This is a genomic window from Falsirhodobacter algicola (assembly GCF_018279165.1).
Taxonomy (GTDB): Bacteria; Pseudomonadota; Alphaproteobacteria; order Rhodobacterales; family Rhodobacteraceae; genus Falsirhodobacter; species Falsirhodobacter algicola.
Genome location: NZ_CP047292.1, coordinates 36,216 through 59,815, shown reverse-complemented (window position 1 = coordinate 59,815; position 23,600 = coordinate 36,216). Strand labels below are relative to the sequence as shown.

Here is a 23,600-nt window from a genome sequence, read left to right as displayed (position 1 = left end):
TCAGTCCTGCACCAGCGAGAACAGCGGCGCGCGCATGCTGACCCGCAGGCCCTCGGCGTCGAACTGCTGCTCGACCCCGCCCGCGCCGGTCAGCCCCAGCCGGATCAACCGCGAGCCGAAGCCGTGGCGCAGGGGCGGGGCGACGGGGGGGCCGCCCTCCTCGTGCCAGCGCAGCACGAAATCCCGGTCGCCGGGGCCGATCTCCTCCAGCGTCCAGCGGATCTCCACCACGCCCGCCTCGGTGGAGAGGGCGCCGTATTTCACCGCATTCGTCGCCAGTTCGTGCAGCAGCATCGACAGCGTCAGCGCGCTGCGCGGGCCGAGTGACAGGTCCGGCCCCTCGGCGCGGATGCGGTCGGCCTGCGCCAGCGTGGCGGCGGTGGAGCGGATGATGTCATGGATCGCCCCCGCCTCCCATTTGTGGTCCAGCAGCACGTCATGGGCGGCCGAAAGGGCGCGGATGCGGTGCAGGAAATCCTCCAGCGCGGTGCGGCTGGTGGCGCTGCGCAGCGTCTGGCTGGCGATGGCCTGCACCATCGACAGGCTGTTCTTCAGCCGGTGCGAGAGTTCGTGGTTCAGCACGTTCTGGCGTTCCTCGGCGGCGGCGGTGGCCAGCGCGGCATAGAAACGGTCGGCAAGGCGGCGGACGAAATCGACCTCTTCGCTCGTCCAGTCGCGGGGGCGGGTCTGATGCACGAACAGCGCGCCCACCAGATCGCCGCGTTCGATCTGCGGCACGCTGATCTGCGCCGCGACCGCCGCCGCGCGATAGCTGTCCCGGTCGCGGGCCAGCGCCGGTTCGTGTTCGATGTCGCGCAGCACCAGCGTGTCCCCGGCCACGAGATGGGACGTGCTCGCCGCGAAATCTCCGAGGGAGTAGCTGGCATGCAGCCCCTCCGCCCCGTCGCCGCTGAGGCCGGAGACGACATAGATCCCCGCGCGGCGATCGACGCTGGCATAGCCGGCGCGCGTCACCTCCAAGACCTCGTGCAGGGTTTCGCAGGCGATGTCGATCATCGCTTGGCGGGCGGTGGCCTGCCGCAGGCGCACGCCCAGCGTCAGCAGCGCCTCTTGGCGCAGGGCGGCCAGCTTGCGGTGGGTGATGTCCTGCACGGTGCCGACCATCCAGCGCACGCGCCCTTCGTCGTCGCGCAGATATTCGGCCCGCCGCTGGATCCAGCATTGCGTGCCGTCATCGGCCCGCAGGATGCGGTATTCGACATCGCCGCTGTCGCGGCCCTCCTGCCGCCCGGCGCGGTTCGACGGCTGCGCGCCGTCCTCGTTCAGCACCAGCGCCTCCAGATCGGCGGCCTTCAGCGCCGTCGCCTCGGGCAGGCCGAAGATGCGGCAGAACTGCGGCGAGGCAAGGACGGTGTCGGTGTGCACATCCACTTGGAACGTGCCGATGCGCCCCGCCTCCTGCGCAAGGCGCGAGCGTTGTTCGGCGTCGCGGATCTGGCGCGCATCCTCGGCCCGTTCATGGGCGATGGACAGGAAACGGGCGATGGTGCCGAAGAAGGACAGCGCCTCGTCGTCGAACGAGGTGGCGCGGTTGCTGGCGAAGGAGATGACGCCCACCAGCCGCCCGCGCACGCAGATCGGCATCCCGGCATAGGCCTTCATCCCGAAATCCTGCGCGATGCGGAACCGCTGCGTCACCGGCCCGTCGAGATCGGTCAGGATCAGCGGCCGCCCCGTTTCGGCGACGATGCCGCAGAGGGGAACGTCGAGCGTCGCCTCCTCGAGGAGGTCGCGATGGTCGGGGGGCAGGCCGCCCGATTGTTGCAGGATCAGCGTCTGCCCGTCGGGGGCAAGGTCGAAGAGGCAGAACTGATCGAAGCCGATCGCCTCGGCCCCGCCGCTGAGGATGGGATGCAGCGCCCGCGCCGGATCGTCCGACGACAGCAGCCGCGCCGAAGCCTGCCCCAAGAGCGCCAGCCGCTGCGTCTGCCGCCGCGCCCGCGTCCGGTCGCGCAGGATCTTCACATAGCCGACATGCTGGCCCTGACCGTCGCGCAGGGGCATCATCTCGCCCAAGGCGAAGAAACGGGTGCCGTCGCGGCGCAGGTGCCAGCGTTCGTCGGCGCCGCGCCCGTCGATGCGCGCGGCCTCCATCTCGCGGGCGGGGATGCCGGCCTCGCAGTCCTCGGGGGTGAAGATGGTGTCGATGGGCCGCGCGAGCATGTCCTCCGCGCTCCATCCCAGAACGTTGCACGCGCCGAGGTTCCAGCCCGTCACCCGCCCGTCCAGATCGAGCGAGATGATCGCGTGATCCACCGCGCTGTCGAGCACCTGCTGGCGGCGGGCCTCGGCGTCCTGCGCCTTGCGCAGCGCCACCCGCAGATCGAGTTGCGTCATCGCCTGCCGCGCCAGAAGGCGCAGGGTGCGGACCTGATGATCGTCGAGGGTGCGCGGCTGGGTATCGAGCACGCAAACCGTGCCGATCGCATGCCCCTCCCGCGTGCGCAGCAGCGCCCCGGCATAGAAGCGCAGCCCCCCCGCCTGCGTGACGAGCGGGTTGCACGAAAAGCGCGGATCGAGCATGGCGTCGGGGACGATCATGATGTCCTCGCTCAGGATCGCCTGCCCGCAGAACGAGGTGTCGAGCGGGGTTTCCCGCACGCCGAGGCCGACCTCCGCCTTGAAGAATTGCCGATCCGTATCGACCAAGTTCACGACCGCGATGGGTGTCTGGCACACCTCCGCCGCAAGGGCGGCGATGTCATCGAAATCGGCCTCCCTCGGGGTGTCGAGGATGTCGAAGCGATGCAGCGCGGCCGAGCGCGCCTGTTCCTCAGTCATCATCGAAGATGTGGTCTCGGGCGATGGCACGCAATTCCCTCTGAATACCGTTAAGCCCTTTGTCGCATCCGCTTTTGCCCGGAACAAGGACAAGTTGTGCCGTTACGTCATCTTCCGCGTCCCCCGCCTAGGGTGCCGCGCTGAAGCGGTAGCGGATGCTGCGCCGCCACGGCGCGCCGGCCCGCAGGATCGCGGGGGGGAAATCGGGGCGGTTCGGGGCGTCGGGCCATGCCTGCGCCTCGAGGCAGAGGGCGTCGCCGGGGCGGGGGGCGATGCCGCCCTTGCCCGTGCGGTGCACCGGCAGGCGGTTCGCGGAATAGAGTTGCAGGCCGGGCTGATCGGTCCACATCTCCATCCGCCGCCCCGTCACCGGATCCTCCACCACCGCCGCCCGCGCGCCCTCTGCGCAGTCGTCGTCGAGGCAGAGGGTGTGATCGTAGCCCCCCGCGCGCAGAAGCTGCGCATCGCCCTGCCGGATGCGCGCACCCAGCGGCATGGGATCGCGGAAATCGAAGGGCGTGCCCGCCACCGGGGCCGGGGCGCCTTCGGGGATCATGCCGTCGTCGATGGGCAGATAGCGCGCGGCGCGGACCTGCACCCGGTGGCCCATCGCATCGCGCATCCGCGCCGCATCGGCCAGATGCCCGCCGAGGTTCCAATAGGAATGGTTCGTCAGGCTGATCGGGGTGTCGCGGTCGCTCGTCGCCTCGAAGGCGATGCGCAGGGTGACGGTGCCGCCTTCCTCGCTCAGGGCATAGGTGGTGCGGACCTGCATCCGCCCCGGAAAGCCCTGATCGCCGTCCGGACTGATCAGCGAGAGCGTAACGGCACCCGCCGCCGCATCCTCCACCGTCCAGAGGCGGCGGTCGAACCCTTCGGCCCCGCCATGCAGGGCATGGGGGCCTTCGTTCGGGGGAACGCGCCCGCCGGGAAACCGCCCGCCCGCCAGCCGGTTGGCATAGCGCCCGACCGTCGCGCCATAGAGGTCGCGCTGCGCCAGATAGCCCTCCGGCCCATCATGGCCCAGCACCACGTCGTCGAGCCGCCCATCCCGGTCCGGCACGATCAGCGCCTGAAGTGCCGCGCCGAACGTGATGATCCGCGCCTCCGCCCCCGAGGGCAGGCGCAGGATCACCCGCTCCATCTGCTGGCCGAACGGGTCGCGGTGGGTGGTGCCGGTCATGGTCGTCTCCCTTTCGAGCCGGGGGCAGGGGGTCAGTTGCCGCCGAAGCGGCCGCCGCGGGCGATCACCTCGATCTCGTATCCATCCGGATCGGCGATGAAGAAGAACCGCGCCACGGGGGCGCCGTCGTTGCGGAAATCCACGATCCGGCGCGGGGCGAAGCCTGCGGCCGTCAGGCGGGCATGTTCGGCGTCCAGATCCTCCACCACGACGGCGATGTGGCCATAGCCGTCGCCGATGTCGTAGGGCTCGGTCCGGCCCTTGTTCACCGTCAGCTCCAATTCGAACGCGGCCTCGGGGTTCGACAGATAGACGAGGGTGAAGCCCTCGAAATCCAAACGGTCCGCGACCTTCAGCCCAAAGGCCCGATCGTAGAACGCCACCGACCGCGCTTCGTCCAGAACGCGGATCATGCTGTGCACCAGTTTCGCCAAGGTATCCTCCTGCATCATCGGCCGGGGGCAACATAGGGCGAAAGGCGCGGCGGTGGTACTGGATACCGCCATGGGGATGCGCGCGCTGTCTGATTTGGATCAGCGCGACTGACCTAAGGGCCCGGTTGCGGTGCGGGGGCGGGGGTGGTCGTTTGGCAAGGTTCCCGACACGCCTGCAAGGACCCCATCATGAAGCGATTGATTCTCGCCGTCGCCCTGATCGCCGTCGCCGCGTCTCTGGCCTTCGGCATGTGGCGCCACGAAACCGCACGTTCGGTCCGGTTCATCGGACTGGTCGCGGGGGAGGAGGCGATCCATCCCGCCCGGGCCTTTCAGGTCGCCTTTCAGGAAGAGGTGCCGTGGAACACCACCGCCACCCTGACCGGCCCGGAGGGCGCGGTGGACACGGTGGCATGGCGCCTGCCGGGGGATCGGCGGATGCTTATGGCGCAGGCGGCGGGGCCGCTGCATTGGGACACGCCCTACCGTCTGTGCATCACGCGCCAGCGGCGGGCGATCGTGCAGCGCGTGGTGGGGCCGCGCGTCACCTGCACCGCATTCCGCACGCAGGCGGAACCCGCCGCCGAGGGGCCGAAGGACGCGCCGGTTCTCGTCGCGCTCGGGGCCGACGCGGCCTATGGCAGCGCCTATCTGCCGATCCTGCGGGCCGAAGGGTTCACCGGGCGCAGCATCCCCGCCGAGGATCTGGACCGCGACGCGCTGAAGGGCCGCGCGGTGCTGATCCTTGCCAGCCGCCATCTGGACGAGGATCAGATCGCCGCGCTGAACGATTGGGTGCAGCAGGGCGGTCTCTTGATCGCGATGAAGCCGGAGGGCGGGCTGATGACCGCGCTCGGGGCGCAGACGCTGGCGGCGGGGACGATCCACGGCGCCTCGCTGGAGCCGGCGGCCGATCAGGAGGCGACCCGCGCGCTGAGCGGGGTGAAGCTGGGTCTGCATGGGCCGGTCGAACTGTTCCGCATGCCGGGGGGCACGGGGCCGGGGGATGCGCCCTCGCTCGTGGCGGGAACGGCGGGGGCGGCGCCCACGGCGCCCCGCGCGCTTGGACAGCTGTTCGACACGCATAGCACGCCGCTGCCCTATCCGGCGGGGGTGACGCTGCGGCGCGGGCGCGGCACCGTCGCGATCTTCCCCTTCAGCCTTGCCGAGACGGTCGTGCTGACCCGTCAGGGCAACCCTTTCTGGATCAACCAAGAACGCGACGGCTCCGCGCCGCGCCGCCCGAACGACCTCTTCTATCCCGATTTCGTCGATCTGGACCGGATGCATGTGCCGCAGGCCGACGAATTGCAGCGCCTGATGGCGAACCTGATCGTGACGGCCGCGCCGATGCCGGTGCCGCGCTTCTGGTATCTGCCCGATGACCGCCGTGCGGTGGTGGTGCTGACGGGCGACGATCACGCCACGCCCGACGGGACGGGCCAGATGTTCGACCGGCTGCTGGCCGACAGCCCCAAGGACTGCGATCTGGCGGCGTGGGAATGCCTGCGCGCCAGTTCCTATCTGACGCTGGCGACCTATCTCGATCCCGCGCGCGCCGCCGCCTATTCCGAACAGGGGTTCGAACTCGGCGTGCATGTGGACAGCGGATGCCACGACGTGCCCAGCCCCGAGCTCGACCACATCATCGGCGAGCAATTCGACGAGTTCCAAGACCGCTATCCCGATCTGCCCGCCCAGCGGAGCGAGCGTCTGCATTGCATCGTCTGGAACGGCTGGACCGACGTGCCGGAGTTCGAGCGTGCGCGGGGCGTGCGCTTCGATCTCAACTATTATTCGTGGCCGCCGAACTGGTTGCAGCAGCGGCCGGGCTTCATGACGGGGTCGGGCTTCCCCATGCCCTTCGTGGATTACGATGGCCGCGTCCTCGACATCTATCAGACCGCGACGCATCTGGTGAACGAAGACGGCGTGCCGCAGGATTTCGGCATCGCGAGCCTTCTGGACCGCGCCCTTGGATCGGATCAGTATTTCGGCGCCTTCGCGGCCCATGTCGATTACACCGACAGCTATGCCGACCGGATCATCGACGCCGCCGAGGCGCGGGGCGTGGCGCTCGTATCGTCCGAGCAGATGCTGGAATGGCTGGACGGGCGCAACGCCTCGGACCTGCGGGCGGGGGAGTGGGACGGCTCGACCCTGCGCTTCACCGTGGACATCCGGCCGGGGGCGGAGCATGCGACGATCCTGCTGCCGCGGGCTTTCGGCGCGGCGCGGCTGACCACGGTGACCTGCGGCGGCCAGCGCCTGACCCAGACCGATCAACAGATCAAGGGCATCGACTATGCCGCCTTCCAGACCGAGACCGGCCGATGCGAGGCCCGGTACGGCGTTCTGTCGCAACTGGTGCCGCCGTCCACCAAGACGCGGGATGTGGTGCTCGTGACTGGCGATCCCGCCCCCTGACGGGCGGCCCCCATGGACATCCGCCGCGCCGGGCATAGCTGTCGGGCAGGCGGGGCCGAACGGATGGGCGGGATGAGCGACGGGGATGGCGGACAACTGACCGAGGTGCTCGATCAACTAGAGGAGCTGACGGATCGGGACGAGGTGGCGATCGGCGACATCGTGGACAAGCTGGGCACGCAGTCCTTCGCCTCGGTGATGCTGATCTTCACGCTGATCTCCGCCTCTCCGGCCAGCGCCATTCCGGGGGTGACGGCGACGGTCGGGATCATCGTGGCGATGCTGGTGATCCAGTTGATGATCGGTAAGCGCAGCCTGTGGCTGCCGGGCATCCTGATGCGCCGCCGCCTTGCGGGGCGGCGGCTGAAGACCGCGATCGGCTGGATGCGCCGCCCGGTCGGGCTGGCGGAACGGGTGCTGAAGCGGCGTCTGCCCGCGCTGGTGCATCGCCCGCTGTTGCTGCTGCCGCTGACGCTGATCCTATGCCTTGCGCTGATGATGCCGCTGATGGAGGTGGTGCCCGCTTCCGGCTCCATCGCCTCGGCGGTGATCGCGCTGTTCGCGGCGGGCTATCTGATGCGGGACGGGGTGCTGGTGCTGATCGCGCTGTGCCTGATGGCGGCGGTGCCGGTGGCCGTCTGGCAGTTCGGCTTTTCCGGCTGAGCGCTAGCGCAGGCAGAGCGCGGGCACGAGCCCGGCGCAGGCCACTTCCTCGCCGCCGTCGAAGATCATCCGCAGCGCGACGAACAGGATCACCGCCAGCCCGGCCCATGCGATGAAGCGGTATTTGTGCAGCACGCGCGCGATCAGCGTCGCCGCCGCGCCCATCAGCACGACCGAGATCAGCAGCCCGATCACCAGCACCTCGGCATGGTCGCGCGCGGCCCCCGCCACCGCCAGCACATTGTCGAGCGACATCGACAGGTCCGCGATCACGATCTGAACGATGGCCTGCCCAAAGCTCTTGCCGCGCATCTTGCGGGCGGCGTCCTCGGCATCGCTGTCGTCATCGGCGCCCCGGATCTCGCGGTACATCTTCCAGCAGACCCAAAGCAGCAGCAGACCGCCCGCAAGCGTCAGCCCCACGATGTCCAGAAGCTCCACCGCGACGAGGGCCAGAAGGATGCGCAGCACAACCGCGCCTGCGATGCCCCAGACGATCACCTTGCGGCGGATCGACGGGTCCACCCCCGCCGCGACCATCCCGACGACGACCGCGTTATCCCCCGCCAGCACGACATCGATGAACAGCACCTGCAACAGCGTGGACAGGTCGAGCGCAAGGAGGGTATCGGTCATGGAGCCATTCCGTGGTGGGCGTGCTCCGCTTTTACGCCTTGGACGGACGGTGTCGAGGCGGAACTTGATGGGCGGAATGGTGCATCACATAAGCCTGACTACGGCACATGATGCCGAATTTCTCAGCATACAGGTCAATGATCCAGTCTGAGGATTTGATTAACATTTCCGTGATCGTATAAACGAAACCATCTTATGGGGTCTGTGATTCATGGCTGAAACAACTGTTCCAAATCAACGAAGCAAATTGCGCCGATATGCTTCCTCGACAGTCGGGTTCCTTAGGCATTCCGAAAGTCGAAGCAACAGCGTCTTTCTGATCGTCGCCGTTGTCGCCTTCCTTGTGCCTTGGCTGGCTTCCAAAGGGTTGGATATGATCTGGACCGCCATAACAGGCGATCCGACGAAAGTGTATGTCGAACAGATCGGGCAAGACGCATCCAGTATTCGCGAAACGGCGCAATCGGTGTCGGACACGCTCAAGAGCATCAAAGATAGCGTACCAACCGATCAGTATGCGGAAATCATCAACATGCTCGAAGGTATTGACGCCAAGGCTGCGACCATTGTGCCCGCCGCCGCCCTTCTCGCGACTGCTTCGAAAGAATATGTCAATGGGGCGAAGGTATCCGACGGCCCGTATACCGGTAATGGGTCGTTCTATTTCGACACGAATGCTTCGTCGCCGAAACTTTCCGCGCAAATATGTGGTGGTGGTACCATATCTTACAATTCTGGAACACGCATCTCTCCTGTGAGTTTGAATGTCAATGGAAGGACTAAGACAGGAAATGCAGATGGTCGAGCTTTGACGATCGGAAACGTTTCGGCAACGGTCAGCCCCAAGACGGGGGACTCCACGCTTTACCAAGTCTTCTACGACTGCAACGTACCGACTTCCCCCTGATTACTCACGCCGGATCACCGGATGTTCTCCGATGGCTTTCCCCTTCCGGATCAATGGTGCCGCGCAGCAAAACCATCGACATTCGCCGCCGTTTCTGGGCAATGTGTGCGCCAGACGCGGGCGGCGCGGGACCCGGCCCGAGGGGGAAGAACGACGATGAAGCTGCATCCAATCCTTGCCGGTGGTCTTGCCGCCCTGATCTGGGCCGCGATGCCGGCCGCTGCGGCACCGCCGGACACGGTCAGTTTCATCCAGTCGGTGGAACCGCCGGGACTGGACCCGACCTCCGGCTCTCCGGTGGCGGCGGGGCAGGTCACATGGCAGAACGTGTTCGAAGGGCTGGTGCGCATCGACGCGGACGGTGCGGTCCAGCCGCAGCTTGCCACCGGCTGGACGCTGTCCGACGACGGCACGACGCTGACCTTCGCGCTGCGCGAAGGGGTGCATTTCCACAACGGCGCGGCGTTCGACAGCGCGACGGCCAAATTCTCGCTCGATCGGATTGGGGCGGAGGGGTCCACCAACGGGCAGAAGGCGCTCTATGCCGCCATCGCCTCGGTGGAGGCGCCGGAGCCGGACCGTCTTGTGGTGCATCTGTCCCACCCCGATGCGCAGCTGATCTACCGCCTCGGCTTTCCCGCCGCCGTGATGGTGGAACCGACCAGCGCGGCCACCAACGCAACCGACCCCGTCGGCACCGGCCCCTTCCGCGTGCAGGAATGGCGCCGCGGCGACCGGATCGTGATGACCGCAGTTCCCGATTACTGGGGCGAGGCTCCGCGCCTGTCGGGCATCACCGCGCGCATCATCGCCGATCCGCAGGCGCAGGCGGCGGCGCTGCGCTCGGGTCAGGTGGATCTGGCCTCCGAACTCGGCGCGCCGGAGCTGTTCACCCCGTTCGAGGGGGATCCGGCCTTCACCACCCATGTCGGCACCGGCGAGATGGAGGTCGTGGCGGGCATGAACTCGGCCCGGCCGCCCTTCGACGATCCGCGGGTGCGGCAGGCGCTGATGCTTTCCATCGACCGCAACCTTCTGGTGCAGGCGGCGAAATCGGGCTTCGGCACGCCGATCGGCACGCATTTCTCGCCCGCCAGCCCCTATTACAAGGATCTGACCGGCCTTTACCCCTACGATCCGGCCCGCGCGAAGGCGCTTTTGGCCGAGGCGGGGCATCCGAACGGTTTCACCTTCACCTTCAAGGTGCCGAACCGCACCTATACGCAGCGCGCGGCCGAGATCATGCAGGCCTTCTTCCAGCAGATCGGCGTGACGGCGAAGATCGAGACGGTGGATTTCCCTGCCGCATGGGTGCAGCAGGTGATGACCGACCGCGATTACGACATGACCATCATCGGCCATGCCGAACCGCTCGACATCGACATCTATGCCCGCCATCCCTACTACTTCAACTATGACAATCCCGCATTCGACGCGGTGATCGCGGGTCTTGCCGATGCCCGCACCGAAGAGGCCCGGGCGGACGGCTTCGCCCGCGCGCAGGAGATCATCGCCCAAGACCTGCCCGCCCTCTTCCTCTATTCCGAGCCGAAGCTGGGCGTGTGGAAGGCGGGCCTGCATGGCGTGTGGGAAAACGGCCCCGTGCCCGCCAACGATCTGACGGACGCGTATTGGGCGGAGTGAGGTTTCTGATCCGGCTGGCGGGGGTGCTTCTGGCGGCCTCGGTGCTGATCTTCCTCTTGGTGGAGGCGGCACCGGGCGATCCTGCGCGCATCATGCTGGGCATGTCCGCCGCCGACGATACGGTGGCTGCGCTGCGCGCGCAGATGGGCCTCGATCGGCCGATGGCGGTGCGGTATCTGGCATGGATCGGCGGGCTGCTGCACGGGGATCTGGGCCAATCGCTGACCTATGGCGTGCCGGTGGCGGGCCTCATGGCCGAGCGTTTGGCCGTGACGCTGCCGCTGACGGCGATGGCGACGGCGATGGCCGTGGCGGTGGCGGTGCCGCTGGGGGTGCTGGCGGGGGCGCGACCGGGCGCCGTGGCGGACGGGCTGGCGACGGTGCTGGCGCAGGCCGGGATCGCGCTGCCGAATTTCTGGATCGGGCTCTTGCTGATACTGGGGCTGTCGCTGGGGCTGGGCTGGTTCCCCTCGGGCGGGTTTCCGGGCTGGCAGGCGGGCTGGCGCGCGGCGGGGGCGCTGGTGCTGCCGGCGGTGGCGCTGGCGGTGCCGCAGGCGGCGGTGCTGACGCGCGTGACCCGCGCCGCCGTGATCGACCTTGCGGAGGAGGATTTCATCCGCACCGCCCGAGCCAAAGGCCTTGGCCGCGGCCGCGTGCTGTGGCGCCATGTGCTGCCGAACGCGCTGTTGCCGGTGGTCACGATGCTGGGGCTTCAGATCCCGTTCCTGATTTCCGGCGCGGTTCTGGTGGAGGCGGTGTTCACCCTGCCCGGCATCGGAACGCTGGCCTATCAGGCGCTGGCGCAGCGCGATCTGATCGTGGTGCAGAATGTGGTGCTGATGTTCGCGGCCATCGTGCTGGTGGCGCAGGCGGTGACGGATGCGCTTTATGCGCGGCTCGATCCGCGGCTGCGGGGCCGGGAATGACGCGCCCGCCCCTGACCCTGATCGTAGGCGGCACGATCACGGCGGCGCTGGTGCTGGCGGCGCTGATCGGCCGGGTGTGGACGCCCGCCGATCCGGCGGCGATGAACATCCTCGCGCGGTTGCGTCCCCCCGGTGACGGCGGGCTTCTGGGAACGGACGCCTTCGGGCGGGATGTCGCCTCGCTCCTGATGGCGGGGGCGTGGACCTCGCTCGGGATCGCGGGGGCGGCGGTGCTCTTGGGCGGGGCGGCGGGGGTCGCGGCCGGAACGCTGGCGGCAGCGCGCGGCGGGCGGATCGGGGCGGCGGTGATGGCGGCCTGCGGCGTTCTCTTCGCCTTTCCGCCGATCCTGTCGGCGGTGCTGCTGGGCGCGGCCCTTGGTCCGGGGGCGGTGACGGCCATCGCGGCCATCGCGCTCTTCATGGTGCCGGTCTTCGCGCGGATCAGCCGGGGCGCGGCGCTTCAGATCTGGACGCGGGATTTCGTGCTGGCGGCGCGCATGGCGGGCAAGGGCCGCACACGCATCACGCTGGATCATGTGCTGCCCAATATCGCGCCGCAGATCGTGGTGCAGATCGCCATTCAGATGGGCCTTGCGATCCTTGCCGAAGCGGGCCTCGGCTTTCTGGGTATGAGCGTGGCGCCCCCCTTGCCCAGTTGGGGCCGGATGCTGGCCGACAGCCAGACATGGCTGGCCGCCGCGCCGCATCTGGTGCTGGCGCCGGGCGGGGCGATCGCGCTGGCGGTTCTGGGGCTGAACCTTCTGGGCGACGGGCTGCGCACGCTGGCCGATCCGCGCCGACGGGGGCGCTGATGCTGCAGGTGCGCGGATTGTCGGTTCGGCTGGGCGGGGCGGAGGTGCTGCGGGGCATCGACCTCGATCTCGCGCGCGGCGAGGTGCTGGGCGTGGTCGGGGCCAGCGGCTCGGGCAAATCCACGCTGTCATTGGCCATTCCGAGGCTACTGCCGCGCGGGGCCGCCCTGTCGGGGCAGGTGCGGCTGGATGGGCAGGATCTTCTGCCGCTGCCGGAACGCGCGATGAGGGGGCTGCGCGGGCGGCGCATCGGCATGATCTTTCAGGACCCGATGGCCGCGCTGAATCCGGTGATGCGCGTTGGGGCCCAGATCGCCGAAGGGCTGCGCGGGCTTTCGGCCGCCGCCGCCCGCGCCGAGGCGCTTGCCCTGATGGAGGCCGTGCGCATCCCCCAAGCCGCCGCCCGGATCGACGCCTACCCGCACGAGCTGTCGGGCGGGCAGCGCCAGCGCATCGGCATCGCCATCGCGCTGGCGCTGCGCCCCGATCTTCTGATCGCGGACGAGCCGACGACCGCGCTCGATCTGACCGTGCAGGCCGAGATCCTGACCCTGCTGGAGGATCTGGTGGCCGCGCGCGGGATCGGGCTTCTGATCGTCTCGCACGATCTGGGGGTGATCGCGCGGATGGCGGACCGGATGCTGGTGCTGTCGGGCGGGCATGTCGTCGAAACCGGCCCCACCGCCGAGGTGCTGGCCCGCCCCGCCCATGCCGCCACCCGCGCCCTGATCGAGGCGTTGCCCCGCCGCAGCCGCGCCACGTTGGGGGCGCGGGAATGAGCGTGCTTTTGCAGATCGACGGCGTGACGCGCCACCATCCGGGCGCGCCCGCGCCTGCGCTGCGGGATGTCTCGTTGCATCTTGCGCCGGGCGAGGTGCTGGGCATCGTCGGCGAGAGCGGGTCGGGCAAATCGACGCTGGCCCGCGTCGCGGCGGGCCTTCACCGCCCCGAGGCCGGGCAGGTCCGGCTGGAGGGGCAGGACATCCACGCCTCGCCCGCAGCGCTTCGGGCCGCGCGGCGGGCGGTGCAGATGGTGTTTCAGGACCCGCTCGGCTCGCTCGATCCGCGCTGGCGGGTGGGGCGCATCGTGGCCGAGCCGCTGCATCTGGACCCGGCCGCCTTGCGCGGGGCCGCGCGCCGCGCCCGCATCGCCGCCGCGCTGGAGGAGGTCGGCCTTCCCGCCGATGCCGCCACGCGCTTTCCGCACCAATTCTCGGGCGGGCAGCGCCAGCGCATCGCCATCGCCCGCGCGCTGATGCCGCGCCCGCGCCTTCTGATCGCCGACGAGGCGACCTCGGCGCTGGATGCGGCGGTGCAGCGGCAGATCCTGCGCCTGATCCTCGATCTGCGGGCGGCGCAGGGGCTGGCGGTGCTGTTCATCACCCATGACATCGCCGTGGTGGACGAGGTTTGCGACCGCGTCGCCGTCCTGCACGAGGGCCGCATCGTCGAGGAGGGCCCCGTGCGCCGCGTGCTGGACAGCCCCGCACACCCCCATACGCGCCGCCTTCTGGCCGCCGAACTGCGTCTGGATGCCGCCGAAGGGCGCGCGCGGGCGAAACAACGTCCCGCGCCGCCGCATTCGGACGGAACAGCGGGTTGCGCCCCGGACGGAACCTGACAAGATCATTCTTGTTTCCTCAAGGCCATTGCGGGGCGCGCCGGAAGGCGTCATGTCCCCGTTCCGGCCCGATGATTGGCCCGGATGTCGATTTTGAAAGGACAGCGCATGCTCAAGGCACTCACCCTCGCGACGGCGCTCGGCGCGCTGGCCGCCCCGGCCATGGCGGACACGCTGCGCGTCGGCATGTCGGGCGGATACTTCCCCTTCACCTTCACCCGCGACGATACGCTTCAGGGCTTCGAGGTCGATTTCCTGAACGAGGTTGGCGCGCGGCTCGGCATGGATGTCAGCTTCGTCACCATGTCCTTCTCGGGTCTGATCGGGGCGCTGGATGCGGGCCGCATCGACACCGTGGCAAACCAGATCACCATCACCCCCGAGCGCGAGGCGAAGTTCCTCTTCACCCAGCCCTATGTCTATGACGGGGCGCAGGTCGTCGTGCGCAGCGGCAACGAGGATGAGATCACCGGCCCCGAATCCCTGAAGGGCCGCAGCGTGGCCGTCAGCCTCGGGTCGAACTTCGAACAGCTTCTGCGCGCCCTGCCCTATGCCGACGAGATCGACATCCGCACCTACGAATCCAACATCGAGCAGGACACCGCCCTTGGCCGCGTCGATGCCTTCGTGATGGACCGCGTTTCCTCGGCGCAGGTGATCGCGGAAAGCCCGCTGCCGCTGGCGCTTGCCGGGCAGCCCTTCTCGGAGATCCGCAACGCCCTGCCCTTCCGTCAGGATGCCGAGGCGCTGCGCGACCGCGTGGACGAGGCGATCACCGCGATGAAGGCGGATGGCACGCTGAGCGCCATTTCCGAAAAATGGCTCGATGCCGACGTGACCCAGCCGCTGGACGACTGACATGCGGGCGCTGGACCTCGATTTCATGCTGGGTCTGGTGCCCATCCTGCTGGGCTATCTGCCGCTGACGCTGTTCATGGCGGCGGCGGGGATGGTCTGCGCGCTGATCCTCGGCTGCCTTCTGGCGATGGAGCGGGTGGCCCGCATCCCCGTCTTGGATGCGGTGGTGGTGCTGTTCATCAGCTTCTTCCGCGGCACGCCGCTGCTGGTGCAGCTGTTCCTCTTCTATTACGGGCTGCCGCAGGTGATGCCGGTGCTGCGCGGCATCACCGGGGTCGAGGCTGCGATCATCGGCCTCACGCTGCATTTCAGCGCCTATATGGCCGAAAGCATCCGCGCCGCCGTTCTGGGCGTGGACCGTAGCCAGTGGGAGGCCGCCGAGGCCGTCGGCATGACCCGCATCCAGATGATGGGCCGCATCATCCTGCCGCAGGCCGCCCGCGTGGCGGCGCCGACGCTGGTCAATTACTTTATCGACATGATCAAGAGCACCTCGCTCGCCTTCACGCTGGGCGTGACGGAGATGATGGGCGCGACGCAAAAGGCCGCCGCCGGCAGCTTCCTCTATTTCGAGGCGTTCATCGTCGTCGCGGTGATCTATTGGATCGTGGTGGAGGCGCTGTCGGTCGTGCAGCGGCGCATCGAATTTTCCCTGAACAAGGCGTTCACACGATGATCCGGCTGGAAGGACTGACGAAGCGTTTCGGCGATACGGTGGTGCTGGACGGGATCGACCTGACCATTCAGCCGGGCGAGCGTGTGGCGATCATCGGCCCGTCGGGCACGGGGAAATCGACGCTGCTGCGCTGCATCAACTTTCTGGACCGCCCCGATGCCGGCCGGATCGAGATCGGCGATCTGTCGGTGGATGCGGCCCGCGTCAGCAAGGCGCAGGTTCTGGCGCTGCGGCGGCGGACGGCCTTCGTGTTTCAGAACTACGCGCTCTTTGCCAACCGCACGGCGCGCCAGAACATCACCGAGGCGCTGCGCACCGTTCAGCGCCGCCCCCGCGCCGAGGCCGAGGCCCGCGCCGATGCGATCCTGCGCGAAACGGGCCTTGCCGATAAGGCGGGCAGCTTTCCCGCCGCCCTGTCGGGCGGGCAGCAGCAGCGCGTCGGCATCGGCCGCGCCATGGCGCTGGACGCCGATCTGATGCTGCTGGACGAACCGACCTCGGCGCTCGATCCCGAATGGGTGGGCGAGGTGCTGGACCTTCTGCGCCGCGTCGCCGAACGCCGCCAGACCATGCTGATCGTCACCCATGAGATGCAGTTCGCCCGCGAGATCGCGGACCGGGTGCTGTTCATGGAAGGCGGCCGCATCGTGGAGGAAGGCCCCCCGGCCCAGATCTTCGAAGCCCCGCGCGATCCGCGCACCCGCGCCTTCCTGCGCCGCGTCAGCGGATAGGCCGAAAAAGGCGCGGGTACGCGGAACCAAAGCCACGCCCATGCGTTCTTTCCAAATCGCGCGTCTCCCCCGCGTTGGAAGTAAGGTTGTCCGCATGCCCCGCAAGATCCTGATCGTCGAGGATGAGGCCCTGATCGGCCTCGACCTTGCCTGTACCTTGGAAGATGCGGGGTTCGAGACGGTGGGCATCGCGCGGGATCAGTCGGCGGCACTGAAGCTGGCCGAGGCGCATGACATCGACCTTGCCACCATGGATGTGCATCTGGCGATGGATTCCGATGGGGTGGAAACGGCGCTGATGCTGCGCGAACGCCACGCCATCCCGTGCATCTTCGTTAGCGCCAGCCTCGATCCCGCCACACGCGCCCGCGCGGCCGAGGCGCAGCCGCTGGCCTTCATGGAAAAGCCCGTGGGCGCCGATGCGGTGGCCGATTTCCTATCGCGCCACTTCGCGGCGGTTCCGGTCTAGGGCCGCCGCATCACCGGGGGCTGGCGAACGCTGGGGGTGATGGTGGGAAGGTCCTGCGCGCTCAGCCGCGGTTCTTGGCGGGCGGGGGCGACGGGGCGGCGGATGAAGCGCCCCTCCAGCAGGCAGGCAGGTAGGGGCAGCAGCAGCAGCGCCACCGCCACGCCCAGCGTTGCCTGCACCGGACCCAGCGGCCCATGCGCCGCATCGGCATAGCGCAGCGCATAGACCAGCACCACATGCCAGACATAGGTCTGAAGCGAATGGCGGCCCAGCAGCGCCGCCCACTCCCAGCCCACCAGACGGCGCAGGCCCGCCGCGATGCGCTGAATGACGGGCGCGGCCTCGGCCCCGCGATGCAGCAGCCAGCCCATCAGCCACGCCGCCGCGACGAAGTTCATCACATAGACCGGCCCGAGATTGGAGCGCCGCTCCATCTGCGCAAAGAGGCCGAGCGTCTGCGGATCGAGCCAGCCATGCGCCGTCAGCACCCGCAGCGGCAGGAAGAACAGCATCACCGCCAGCGCCGCCAGCGGCCATGCGGGGCCGGCGGGGAACAGATGCTCGGCCCGTAGGGTGCCGCGTTGCCACAGGCTGCCGACGATCACCCCGCCCATGAACAAAAGCTGCCAGCCCATCGGATCGAAGGCCATGCGCAGCCCCTGCCCGTCCCGCGCCTCGGCCAGAAGATCGACGCCGCGCGACAGCGGCAGCACGAGGCCGAGCTGCGCCGACATCCACACGATGATCGACAGCGCTGCCGCCAGCGGCCAGAGCTCGCGCCGGACCAGAAGCAGGACGGCGGGCGCCACCGCAATGTAGATCATGTATTGCGGCAGGATATCCATGAAGGTGGGCTGAAAGATCGTGGTGGCGATCGCGGCCACGCGGATCGGATCCTCGAGGCCGCTCTGTCCCAGCCAGTTGCGGTAGATCCACGCGCCGTTCGGCAGATGGTTGCGCGCCATCAGCACGAGGATCAGCAGCCCCACGGCCCAGCACCACAGTTCCAGCACGCGCCGCCCGGCCGATTGCCACAGCGCCTGCGGCCCCTGTTTGATCAGGCGGCGATATTGCACCATGCCGAACAAAAGCCCCGACAGGAACACGAAGCCCTGCGCGCTTTCGACGAACATCAGGTTGCGGAAATGCAGCCAGTCGAGCCAGACGCCCTGCTGCAACACCACATGACTCAGGGTCATGGTGATCAGAAACCAGCCCCGAAGGCCGTCAAGAGCGGTCATGCGCATCATGTGCTTCCTTTATGACAGGAAGATGGCGCACGTCCATGGGTCAATCCACTGTCCGCACACGCAGAAATTCGCGCTTTGCCCAAAAATACCGCGCATCGGCGGAACCTCGCCGCGGTCTGCGTGTTGGTTCGCCATGATGAGACGAGAGAACGCGACACGCCAGACGATACGACGCCCGGCGCATCCGACGCTCTCGCCGTCGACAGGCGGGCCGGGGCGGCAATCGCTCCGCCGGTCCCGCCCGCAGCCCCCACGGCTGTGACACCCTGCGCAGATCGCGGCCATGCCGCACTGCAGAATAAACTGGAGGAATCCATGAAACTCAAAGCCATTCCCTTCGCCGCTTCGGTTCTCGCCCTGTCCACCGCCTTTGCCGGCGCACAGACGACGCAAGCCGAACCGGGCACGACGGCCACCACCGAAGCGCCGATGCAGCACGACGGGATGCATCATGACGGCATGCATGGCGACATGCATCATGGCGGCATGATGATGGGCAACAGCGGCGTGGCCACCGAGGACAACTATGCCTCGATGATCAGCGCCGATGAGCTGCTGGGTGCCGACATCTACTCCGTCGCCGAAGAGGTCAGCGACGAAGACTGGAACGCCACGCCGAGCTACGATGCCGTCAGCGACGACTGGAACGACATCGGCGAGGTGGACGACATCGTGATGTCGCCGGATGGCAAGCTGGTGGGCCTTGCGGTCGAAACCGGCGGCTGGCTGGACATCGGTGACGACACCGTGCTGCTGAGCCTCAAGGACGTGCGTTTCGTCAAGGACGGCGACGACTTCTCCGTCGTGACGCGTCTGACGCAGGACGAACTGGAGGCCAAGCCCCAGCTGGACGAATCCTGGCTCGGCGGGATGAAGTGATCCTCGGATCGCGCGCCTAGGCGCAATGCGAAAGGCCCCCGGTTATGCCGGGGGCCTTTTTCGTCATTCGGCGGCGTCCTGATACGTCTCGATCGGCGGGCAGGTGCAGATCAGGTTGCGATCGCCATAGGCGTTGTCCACGCGGCCCACGGGGGGCCAGTACTTGTCCACCCGGAAGCTGCCGGCGGGGAAGCAGCCTTCCTCGCGGGCATAGGGGCGCGTCCACTCGGCCACCAGATCCTCCACCGTGTGGGGGGCGTGGCGCAGGGGCGAGGCATCGGCCGCGATGCGCCCGTCCTCCACGGCGCGGATCTCTTCGCGGATCGACAAAAGCGCTGTGACGAAACGGTCGATCTCGGCCTTGGTCTCGGATTCCGTGGGCTCGACCATCAGCGTGCCGGGGACCGGGAAGCTCATGGTCGGGGGGTGGAAGCCGTTGTCGATCAGGCGCTTGGCGATGTCGTCCACCGTCACGCCCGCCTCGGCGAAGGGGCGGGTGTCGAGGATGCATTCATGCGCCACCCGTCCGCGATTGCCCATGAACAGCACCTGATAGGCCCCGCGCAGCCGCGCCGCGATGTAGTTGGCGTTCAGGATGGCCACGCGCGTCGCCTGCGCCAGCCCCTCGCCGCCCATCATCAGGCAATAGGCCCACGAGATCAGCAGGATGGAGGCCGAGCCATAGGGCGCGGCGGATACCGGCCCCTCCTCGCCCCCGGTTTCGGGATGGCCGGGCAGGAAGGGCGCCAGATGCGCCTTCACCCCGATCGGCCCCATGCCGGGCCCGCCGCCGCCATGCGGGATCGCGAAGGTCTTGTGCAGGTTCAGGTGGCTGACATCCCCGCCGATCGCGCCGGGCTTCACCAGCCCGACCATCGCGTTCATGTTCGCCCCGTCGATATAGACCTGCCCGCCATGGCGATGCGTGATGTCGCACACCTCGCGCACGGCCTCTTCGAAGACGCCATGGGTGGAGGGGTAGGTGATCATGCAGGCGGCAAGGCGCGTTCCGGCGGCTTCGGCCTTGGCGCGGAAATCCTCGATGTCCACATCGCCGTTGGGGGCGGATTTCACCACCACCACCTTCATCCCCACCATCTGCGCCGAGGCCGGATTCGTGCCATGCGCCGACATCGGGATCAGGCAGATGTCCCGCTCCCCTTCGCCGCGGGCGCGGTGATAGGCCTGAATGGTCAGAAGCCCCGCATATTCCCCCTGCGCGCCCGAATTGGGCTGCATGGAAAAGGCATCATAGCCGGTGATCGTGCAGAGCTTTTCCGACAGATCGGCGATCGCCTCGGCATAGCCCTGCGCCTGATTGGCCGGCGCGAAGGGATGGAGCGAGCCGAATTCCGGCCATGTGATCGGCATCATCTCGGCCGCGGCGTTCAGCTTCATCGTGCAGGAGCCGAGGGGGATCATCGCCCGGTCCAGCGCCAGATCGCGGTCGGCCAGACGGCGCATGTACCGCATCATCTCCGACTCCGCCCGGTTCATGTGGAATACCGGATGGGTCAGGTACTCGGAGCGGCGCAGCATCGCGTCCGGCACGGCGGGGGCGGCGGCGGTGGCGGGCACCTCGGCGATGCCGAAGGCGTCCAGAAGGCGGGCGATCACGCCCTCATCGGTCGTCTCGTCAAGGCTGATGCCCACGCGGTCGCGGCCCACGCGGCGCAGGTTGATGCCGCGATGGCGCGCGGCGGCCATGATGCCCTGCTGGCCCACGCCCACCCGCACGGTGATCGTGTCGAAGAAGGCGGCGGGCTGCACATCCGCCCCGGCGGCGCGCAGCGCCTCGGCCACGCGCACGGTGTGGAAATGCACGCGCTCGGCGATGGCGCGCAGGCCCTTCGGCCCGTGGAACACGGCATAGAAGCCCGCCATCACCGCCAGAAGCGCCTGCGCCGTGCAGACGTTGGAGGTGGCCTTTTCGCGGCGGATATGCTGCTCGCGCGTTTGCAGCGCAAGGCGGTAGGCCTTGTTGCCGCGCGCATCCACTGACACGCCCACGATCCGCCCCGGCATGGAGCGTTTCAGCGCGTCGCGGCAGGACATGAAGGCGGCATGCGGGCCGCCATAGCCCATCGGCACGCCGAAGCGTTGCGAACTGCCGACCGCGATATCCGCGCCCATCGCCCCCGGCTCCTTCAGAAGGCAGAGCGCCAGAAGGTCGGTCGCGACCACCGCAAGCGCGCCGGCGGCGTGCAGGGCCTCGATTTCGGGGGTGAAATCGCGCACCTCGCCGAAGGTGCCGGGATATTGGAAGATCGCGCCGAACACGGCGGCGGCGTCCAGCGTATCGGCGGGGCCGGTGATCACCTCGATGCCCAGCGGCAGGGCGCGGGTGCGGATCACCTCGATCGTCTGGGGATGGCAGGCCTCATCGACGAAGAAGGCGCGCGCCTTCGACTTCGATGCGCGTTCGGCCATCGCCATCGCCTCGGCCGCCGCGGTGGATTCGTCGAGGAGCGAGGCATTCGCCACCGGCAGACCCGTCAGATCCGACACCATCGTCTGGAAGTTCAGCAGCGCCTCCAGACGGCCCTGCGCGATCTCGGGCTGATAGGGGGTGTAGGCGGTGTACCAAGCCGGGTTTTCCAGAATGTTGCGCTGGATCGCCGGGGGCGTGACCGTCCCGTGATAGCCCTGCCCGATCAGCTGGGTCATCACGCGGTTGCGGCCCGCCACCTCGCGCATCTTGGCCAGCAGCTCATGCTCGGCCAAGGGCGCCCAATCCAGCGGGCGGTCCTGCCGGATGGAGGCGGGGATCGTTTCCTCGATCAGTTGATCGAGGGTGCGGACGCCGCAGACGGCCAGCATCTCCTCCATCTCGGCCGGAGAGGGGCCGATATGGCGGCGATTGGCGAAGTCGTAGGGGTCGTAGGCGACGGGCGTATAGGCCATGATGTCCTGCCGTATGGGAGGGGGTCAGCCGATCAGATCGGCGTATTCGTCTTCGTCCATGAACTGATCCACGACGGACAGATCCTCGACCTTCAGCTTGAAGAACCACGCCCGGCCGGTCGGGTCCTCGTTCACGAGGCCGGGGTTGGAGGCCAGCTCGTCATTGACCTCCACGACCTCGCCGTCGACGGGGGCGAGGATGTCGGACGCGGCCTTGACGCTTTCGATCACGACCACCTCATCGCCGGTGGCGACCTGCGTCTCCACCTCGGGCAGTTCGACGAACACCACATCCCCCAATTGGGCGGCGGCGTGTTCGGTGATGCCGACGACGACATAATCGCCTTCGACGCGCAGCCATTCGTGCTCTTCAGTGTATTTCATGGGACGTCTCCTCAGCGTTTGAAGGATGCGGGGATGAAGGGAAGCGCGGCGACGAGGACGGGCAGGCGTTTGCCCCGCACCTCGCCGAACAGGGGGGTGCCGGGGGCGGCATGGGCGGCGGCGACATAGCCCATCGCGACGGGCGCGCCGACGCTGGGGCCGAACCCGCCCGAGGTGACGGTGCCGACGGGGGTGCCATCGGCGGCGAAGAGGGCCGTGCCCTCGCGCATCGGGGCGCGGCCTTCGGGGGCAAGGCCGACGCGCAGGCGTTCGGGGCCGTCCGCCAGTTCGGCAAGGATGCGCTCCGCGCCGGGGAATCCTCCGCCGCGCCGCGATTTCGGGATCGCCCAAGAGAGCGCCGCCTCGACCGGGGTGGTGGAGGCGTCGATGTCATGGCCATGCAGGCACAGCCCCGCCTCCAGCCGCAGGCTGTCGCGCGCGCCAAGGCCGATGGGGGCCACCTCCGCCATCGCCAGAAGCGCGCGGGCCAGCCCCTCGGCGCCCGGCACGGGGACCGAAATCTCGAACCCATCCTCGCCGGTATAGCCCGAGCGGGAGATCCAGAGCGCGCCGAACAGCGTGTCGGCGGTGATCACATCCATGAAGCGCATCGCCATGACGGCGGGCACGAGGCGGGCCAGCGCATCTTCGGCCTGCGGGCCCTGCAGCGCCAGAAGCGCGCGGTCCGTCACGGGCTCTACCTGATCGCCCAGATGGGCGCGCAGATGGGCGATGTCCTCGGCGGCGCGGCCGGCATTGACGACCAGGAGGAGATGATCCCCCCGGTTGGCGAACATCAGATCGTCGAGGATGCCGCCCTGCGCATTCGTCAGCAGGCCATAGCGCTGGCGCCCTTCGGGCAGCGCGGCGGCGGCGACGGGCATCAGCGCCTCCATCTCGGCGCAAAGGGCGGCCATGTCGGTGCGCGGGCGCAGGATTACCTGCCCCATATGGCTGACATCGAACAGGCCGGCGGCGCGGCGGGTGTGCAGGTGTTCGGCCATCACGCCTTCGAACTGCACGGGCATGTGCCAGCCCGCGAAGGGCACCATGCGCCCCCCAAGTTCCACGTGAAGATCATGCAGCGGCAGGCGTTGCAGGTCCATGGGGTTCCCCCGTCATCAGGCCGGAATCCCGGCATCCGAACGGGCCGATCCCCGTTCCGCGATGCCCCCTCTGTCCCTTGCGCCTGAGATCGTTATCCCGTCGGCGGGCCGCACGCGGCCTCTCTCCAGAGCTTCGCATCAGGCCGGTCCTTTTGCCTGAGAGTTTACCGGGGCGGTTGCTCCTTCGGCACCGGCGCGAACCGGCTTCTCCCTGACCTGATGCTTCGATCTCTAGCGCGGGGCCCATCGGCTGGCAAGCCCCGCCGAAGATGACTCTGGTGATGCCAT

General features: G+C 68.3%; 21 protein-coding genes and 1 riboswitch. Of the genes, 13 read left to right on the top strand and 8 right to left on the bottom strand.

Annotated features, from left to right (window positions below; all coding sequences use genetic code 11):
• The 3 genes from GR316_RS13125 to GR316_RS13115 all read right to left on the bottom strand — a co-directional run bounded on the left by GR316_RS13125 (position 1) and on the right by GR316_RS13115 (position 4,419).
• Positions 1-2,832 carry a GAF domain-containing protein gene (locus GR316_RS13125; protein WP_211785487.1) on the bottom strand — a complete coding sequence of 944 codons (2,832 nt, stop codon included), beginning with the start codon at positions 2,830-2,832 and terminating at the stop codon, positions 1-3.
• A gap of 97 nt (positions 2,833-2,929) precedes the next feature.
• A complete protein-coding gene (locus tag GR316_RS13120; protein WP_211785486.1) occupies positions 2,930-3,985 on the bottom strand; it encodes an aldose epimerase family protein in 1,056 nt (351 codons plus the stop codon).
• Positions 3,986-4,017: 32 nt separating this feature from the next.
• Entirely contained in the window at positions 4,018-4,419 is a 402-nt protein-coding gene (locus GR316_RS13115) for a VOC family protein (protein ID WP_211785485.1), read from the bottom strand.
• Between the two features lie 189 nt (positions 4,420-4,608).
• Between GR316_RS13115 and GR316_RS13110 the strand changes: the two genes are divergently transcribed.
• Complete coding sequence (locus GR316_RS13110) at positions 4,609-6,846, top strand: hypothetical protein (RefSeq protein ID WP_211785484.1); 2,238 nt, start codon at positions 4,609-4,611, stop codon at positions 6,844-6,846.
• 12 nt (positions 6,847-6,858) lie between these two features.
• Positions 6,859-7,509, top strand: a complete 651-nt coding sequence (locus GR316_RS13105; protein WP_313797058.1) for an exopolysaccharide biosynthesis protein — start codon at positions 6,859-6,861, stop codon at positions 7,507-7,509.
• A 3-nt stretch (positions 7,510-7,512) separates the two neighbouring features.
• On the opposite strand, the gene GR316_RS13100 is transcribed toward GR316_RS13105, so the two are convergent.
• Positions 7,513-8,145 carry a YjbE family putative metal transport protein gene (locus GR316_RS13100; protein WP_211785483.1) on the bottom strand — a complete coding sequence of 211 codons (633 nt, stop codon included), beginning with the start codon at positions 8,143-8,145 and terminating at the stop codon, positions 7,513-7,515.
• Between the two features lie 373 nt (positions 8,146-8,518).
• On the opposite strand from GR316_RS13100, the gene GR316_RS13095 reads away from it, so the two are divergent.
• From GR316_RS13095 to GR316_RS13050, 10 genes are all read left to right on the top strand, one after another.
• Entirely contained in the window at positions 8,519-9,052 is a 534-nt protein-coding gene (locus GR316_RS13095; protein WP_211785482.1) for a hypothetical protein, read from the top strand.
• 156 nt (positions 9,053-9,208) lie between these two features.
• Complete coding sequence (locus GR316_RS13090; RefSeq protein WP_211785481.1) at positions 9,209-10,696, top strand: ABC transporter substrate-binding protein; 1,488 nt, start codon at positions 9,209-9,211, stop codon at positions 10,694-10,696.
• Complete coding sequence (locus GR316_RS13085) at positions 10,693-11,622, top strand: ABC transporter permease (RefSeq protein WP_249218881.1); 930 nt, start codon at positions 10,693-10,695, stop codon at positions 11,620-11,622. The genes GR316_RS13090 and GR316_RS13085 overlap by 4 nt, the downstream gene beginning before the upstream one ends.
• Complete coding sequence (locus GR316_RS13080; RefSeq protein WP_211785562.1) at positions 11,619-12,434, top strand: ABC transporter permease; 816 nt, start codon at positions 11,619-11,621, stop codon at positions 12,432-12,434. The genes GR316_RS13085 and GR316_RS13080 overlap by 4 nt, the downstream gene beginning before the upstream one ends.
• Positions 12,434-13,213 carry an ABC transporter ATP-binding protein gene (locus GR316_RS13075; RefSeq protein ID WP_211785561.1) on the top strand — a complete coding sequence of 260 codons (780 nt, stop codon included), beginning with the start codon at positions 12,434-12,436 and terminating at the stop codon, positions 13,211-13,213. Before GR316_RS13080 ends, GR316_RS13075 begins: the two co-directional genes overlap by 1 nt.
• Positions 13,210-14,055, top strand: a complete 846-nt coding sequence (locus tag GR316_RS13070) for an ABC transporter ATP-binding protein (RefSeq protein ID WP_211785560.1) — start codon at positions 13,210-13,212, stop codon at positions 14,053-14,055. The genes GR316_RS13075 and GR316_RS13070 overlap by 4 nt, the downstream gene beginning before the upstream one ends.
• A gap of 108 nt (positions 14,056-14,163) precedes the next feature.
• Positions 14,164-14,913, top strand: a complete 750-nt coding sequence (locus tag GR316_RS13065) for an amino acid ABC transporter substrate-binding protein (protein WP_211785559.1) — start codon at positions 14,164-14,166, stop codon at positions 14,911-14,913.
• A 1-nt stretch (position 14,914) separates the two neighbouring features.
• Positions 14,915-15,589, top strand: coding sequence for an amino acid ABC transporter permease (locus tag GR316_RS13060; RefSeq protein WP_211785558.1), 675 nt, complete (start codon positions 14,915-14,917; stop codon positions 15,587-15,589).
• Positions 15,586-16,320: an amino acid ABC transporter ATP-binding protein gene (locus GR316_RS13055; protein ID WP_211785557.1), complete on the top strand. Its 735-nt coding sequence runs from the start codon at positions 15,586-15,588 to the stop codon at positions 16,318-16,320. The genes GR316_RS13060 and GR316_RS13055 overlap by 4 nt, the downstream gene beginning before the upstream one ends.
• Before the next feature lie 94 nt (positions 16,321-16,414).
• On the top strand, positions 16,415-16,789 hold the full coding sequence (locus GR316_RS13050) for a response regulator (protein ID WP_211785556.1): 375 nt from the start codon (positions 16,415-16,417) through the stop codon (positions 16,787-16,789).
• Here the strand turns inward: GR316_RS13050 and opgC are convergent.
• A complete protein-coding gene (gene opgC, locus GR316_RS13045) occupies positions 16,786-18,039 on the bottom strand; it encodes an OpgC domain-containing protein (protein WP_211785555.1) in 1,254 nt (417 codons plus the stop codon). The two genes, GR316_RS13050 and opgC, sit on opposite strands and share 4 nt — an antisense overlap.
• Before the next feature lie 315 nt (positions 18,040-18,354).
• Between opgC and GR316_RS13040 the strand changes: the two genes are divergently transcribed.
• Complete coding sequence (locus GR316_RS13040) at positions 18,355-18,918, top strand: PRC-barrel domain-containing protein (RefSeq protein WP_211785554.1); 564 nt, start codon at positions 18,355-18,357, stop codon at positions 18,916-18,918.
• A gap of 63 nt (positions 18,919-18,981) precedes the next feature.
• Here the strand turns inward: GR316_RS13040 and gcvP are convergent, their stop codons facing one another.
• The 3 genes from gcvP to gcvT are packed head-to-tail and all read right to left on the bottom strand — an operon-like array spanning position 18,982 to position 23,312.
• Positions 18,982-21,822: an aminomethyl-transferring glycine dehydrogenase gene (gcvP, locus tag GR316_RS13035; protein WP_211785553.1), complete on the bottom strand. Its 2,841-nt coding sequence runs from the start codon at positions 21,820-21,822 to the stop codon at positions 18,982-18,984.
• Positions 21,823-21,846: 24 nt separating this feature from the next.
• Positions 21,847-22,206, bottom strand: coding sequence for a glycine cleavage system protein GcvH (gene gcvH, locus GR316_RS13030; RefSeq protein ID WP_211785552.1), 360 nt, complete (start codon positions 22,204-22,206; stop codon positions 21,847-21,849).
• Positions 22,207-22,217: 11 nt separating this feature from the next.
• Positions 22,218-23,312: a glycine cleavage system aminomethyltransferase GcvT gene (gene gcvT / locus GR316_RS13025; RefSeq protein WP_211785551.1), complete on the bottom strand. Its 1,095-nt coding sequence runs from the start codon at positions 23,310-23,312 to the stop codon at positions 22,218-22,220.
• A 134-nt stretch (positions 23,313-23,446) separates the two neighbouring features.
• Positions 23,447-23,536: riboswitch (glycine riboswitch) on the bottom strand.
• Positions 23,537-23,600: the final 64 nt, after the last annotated feature.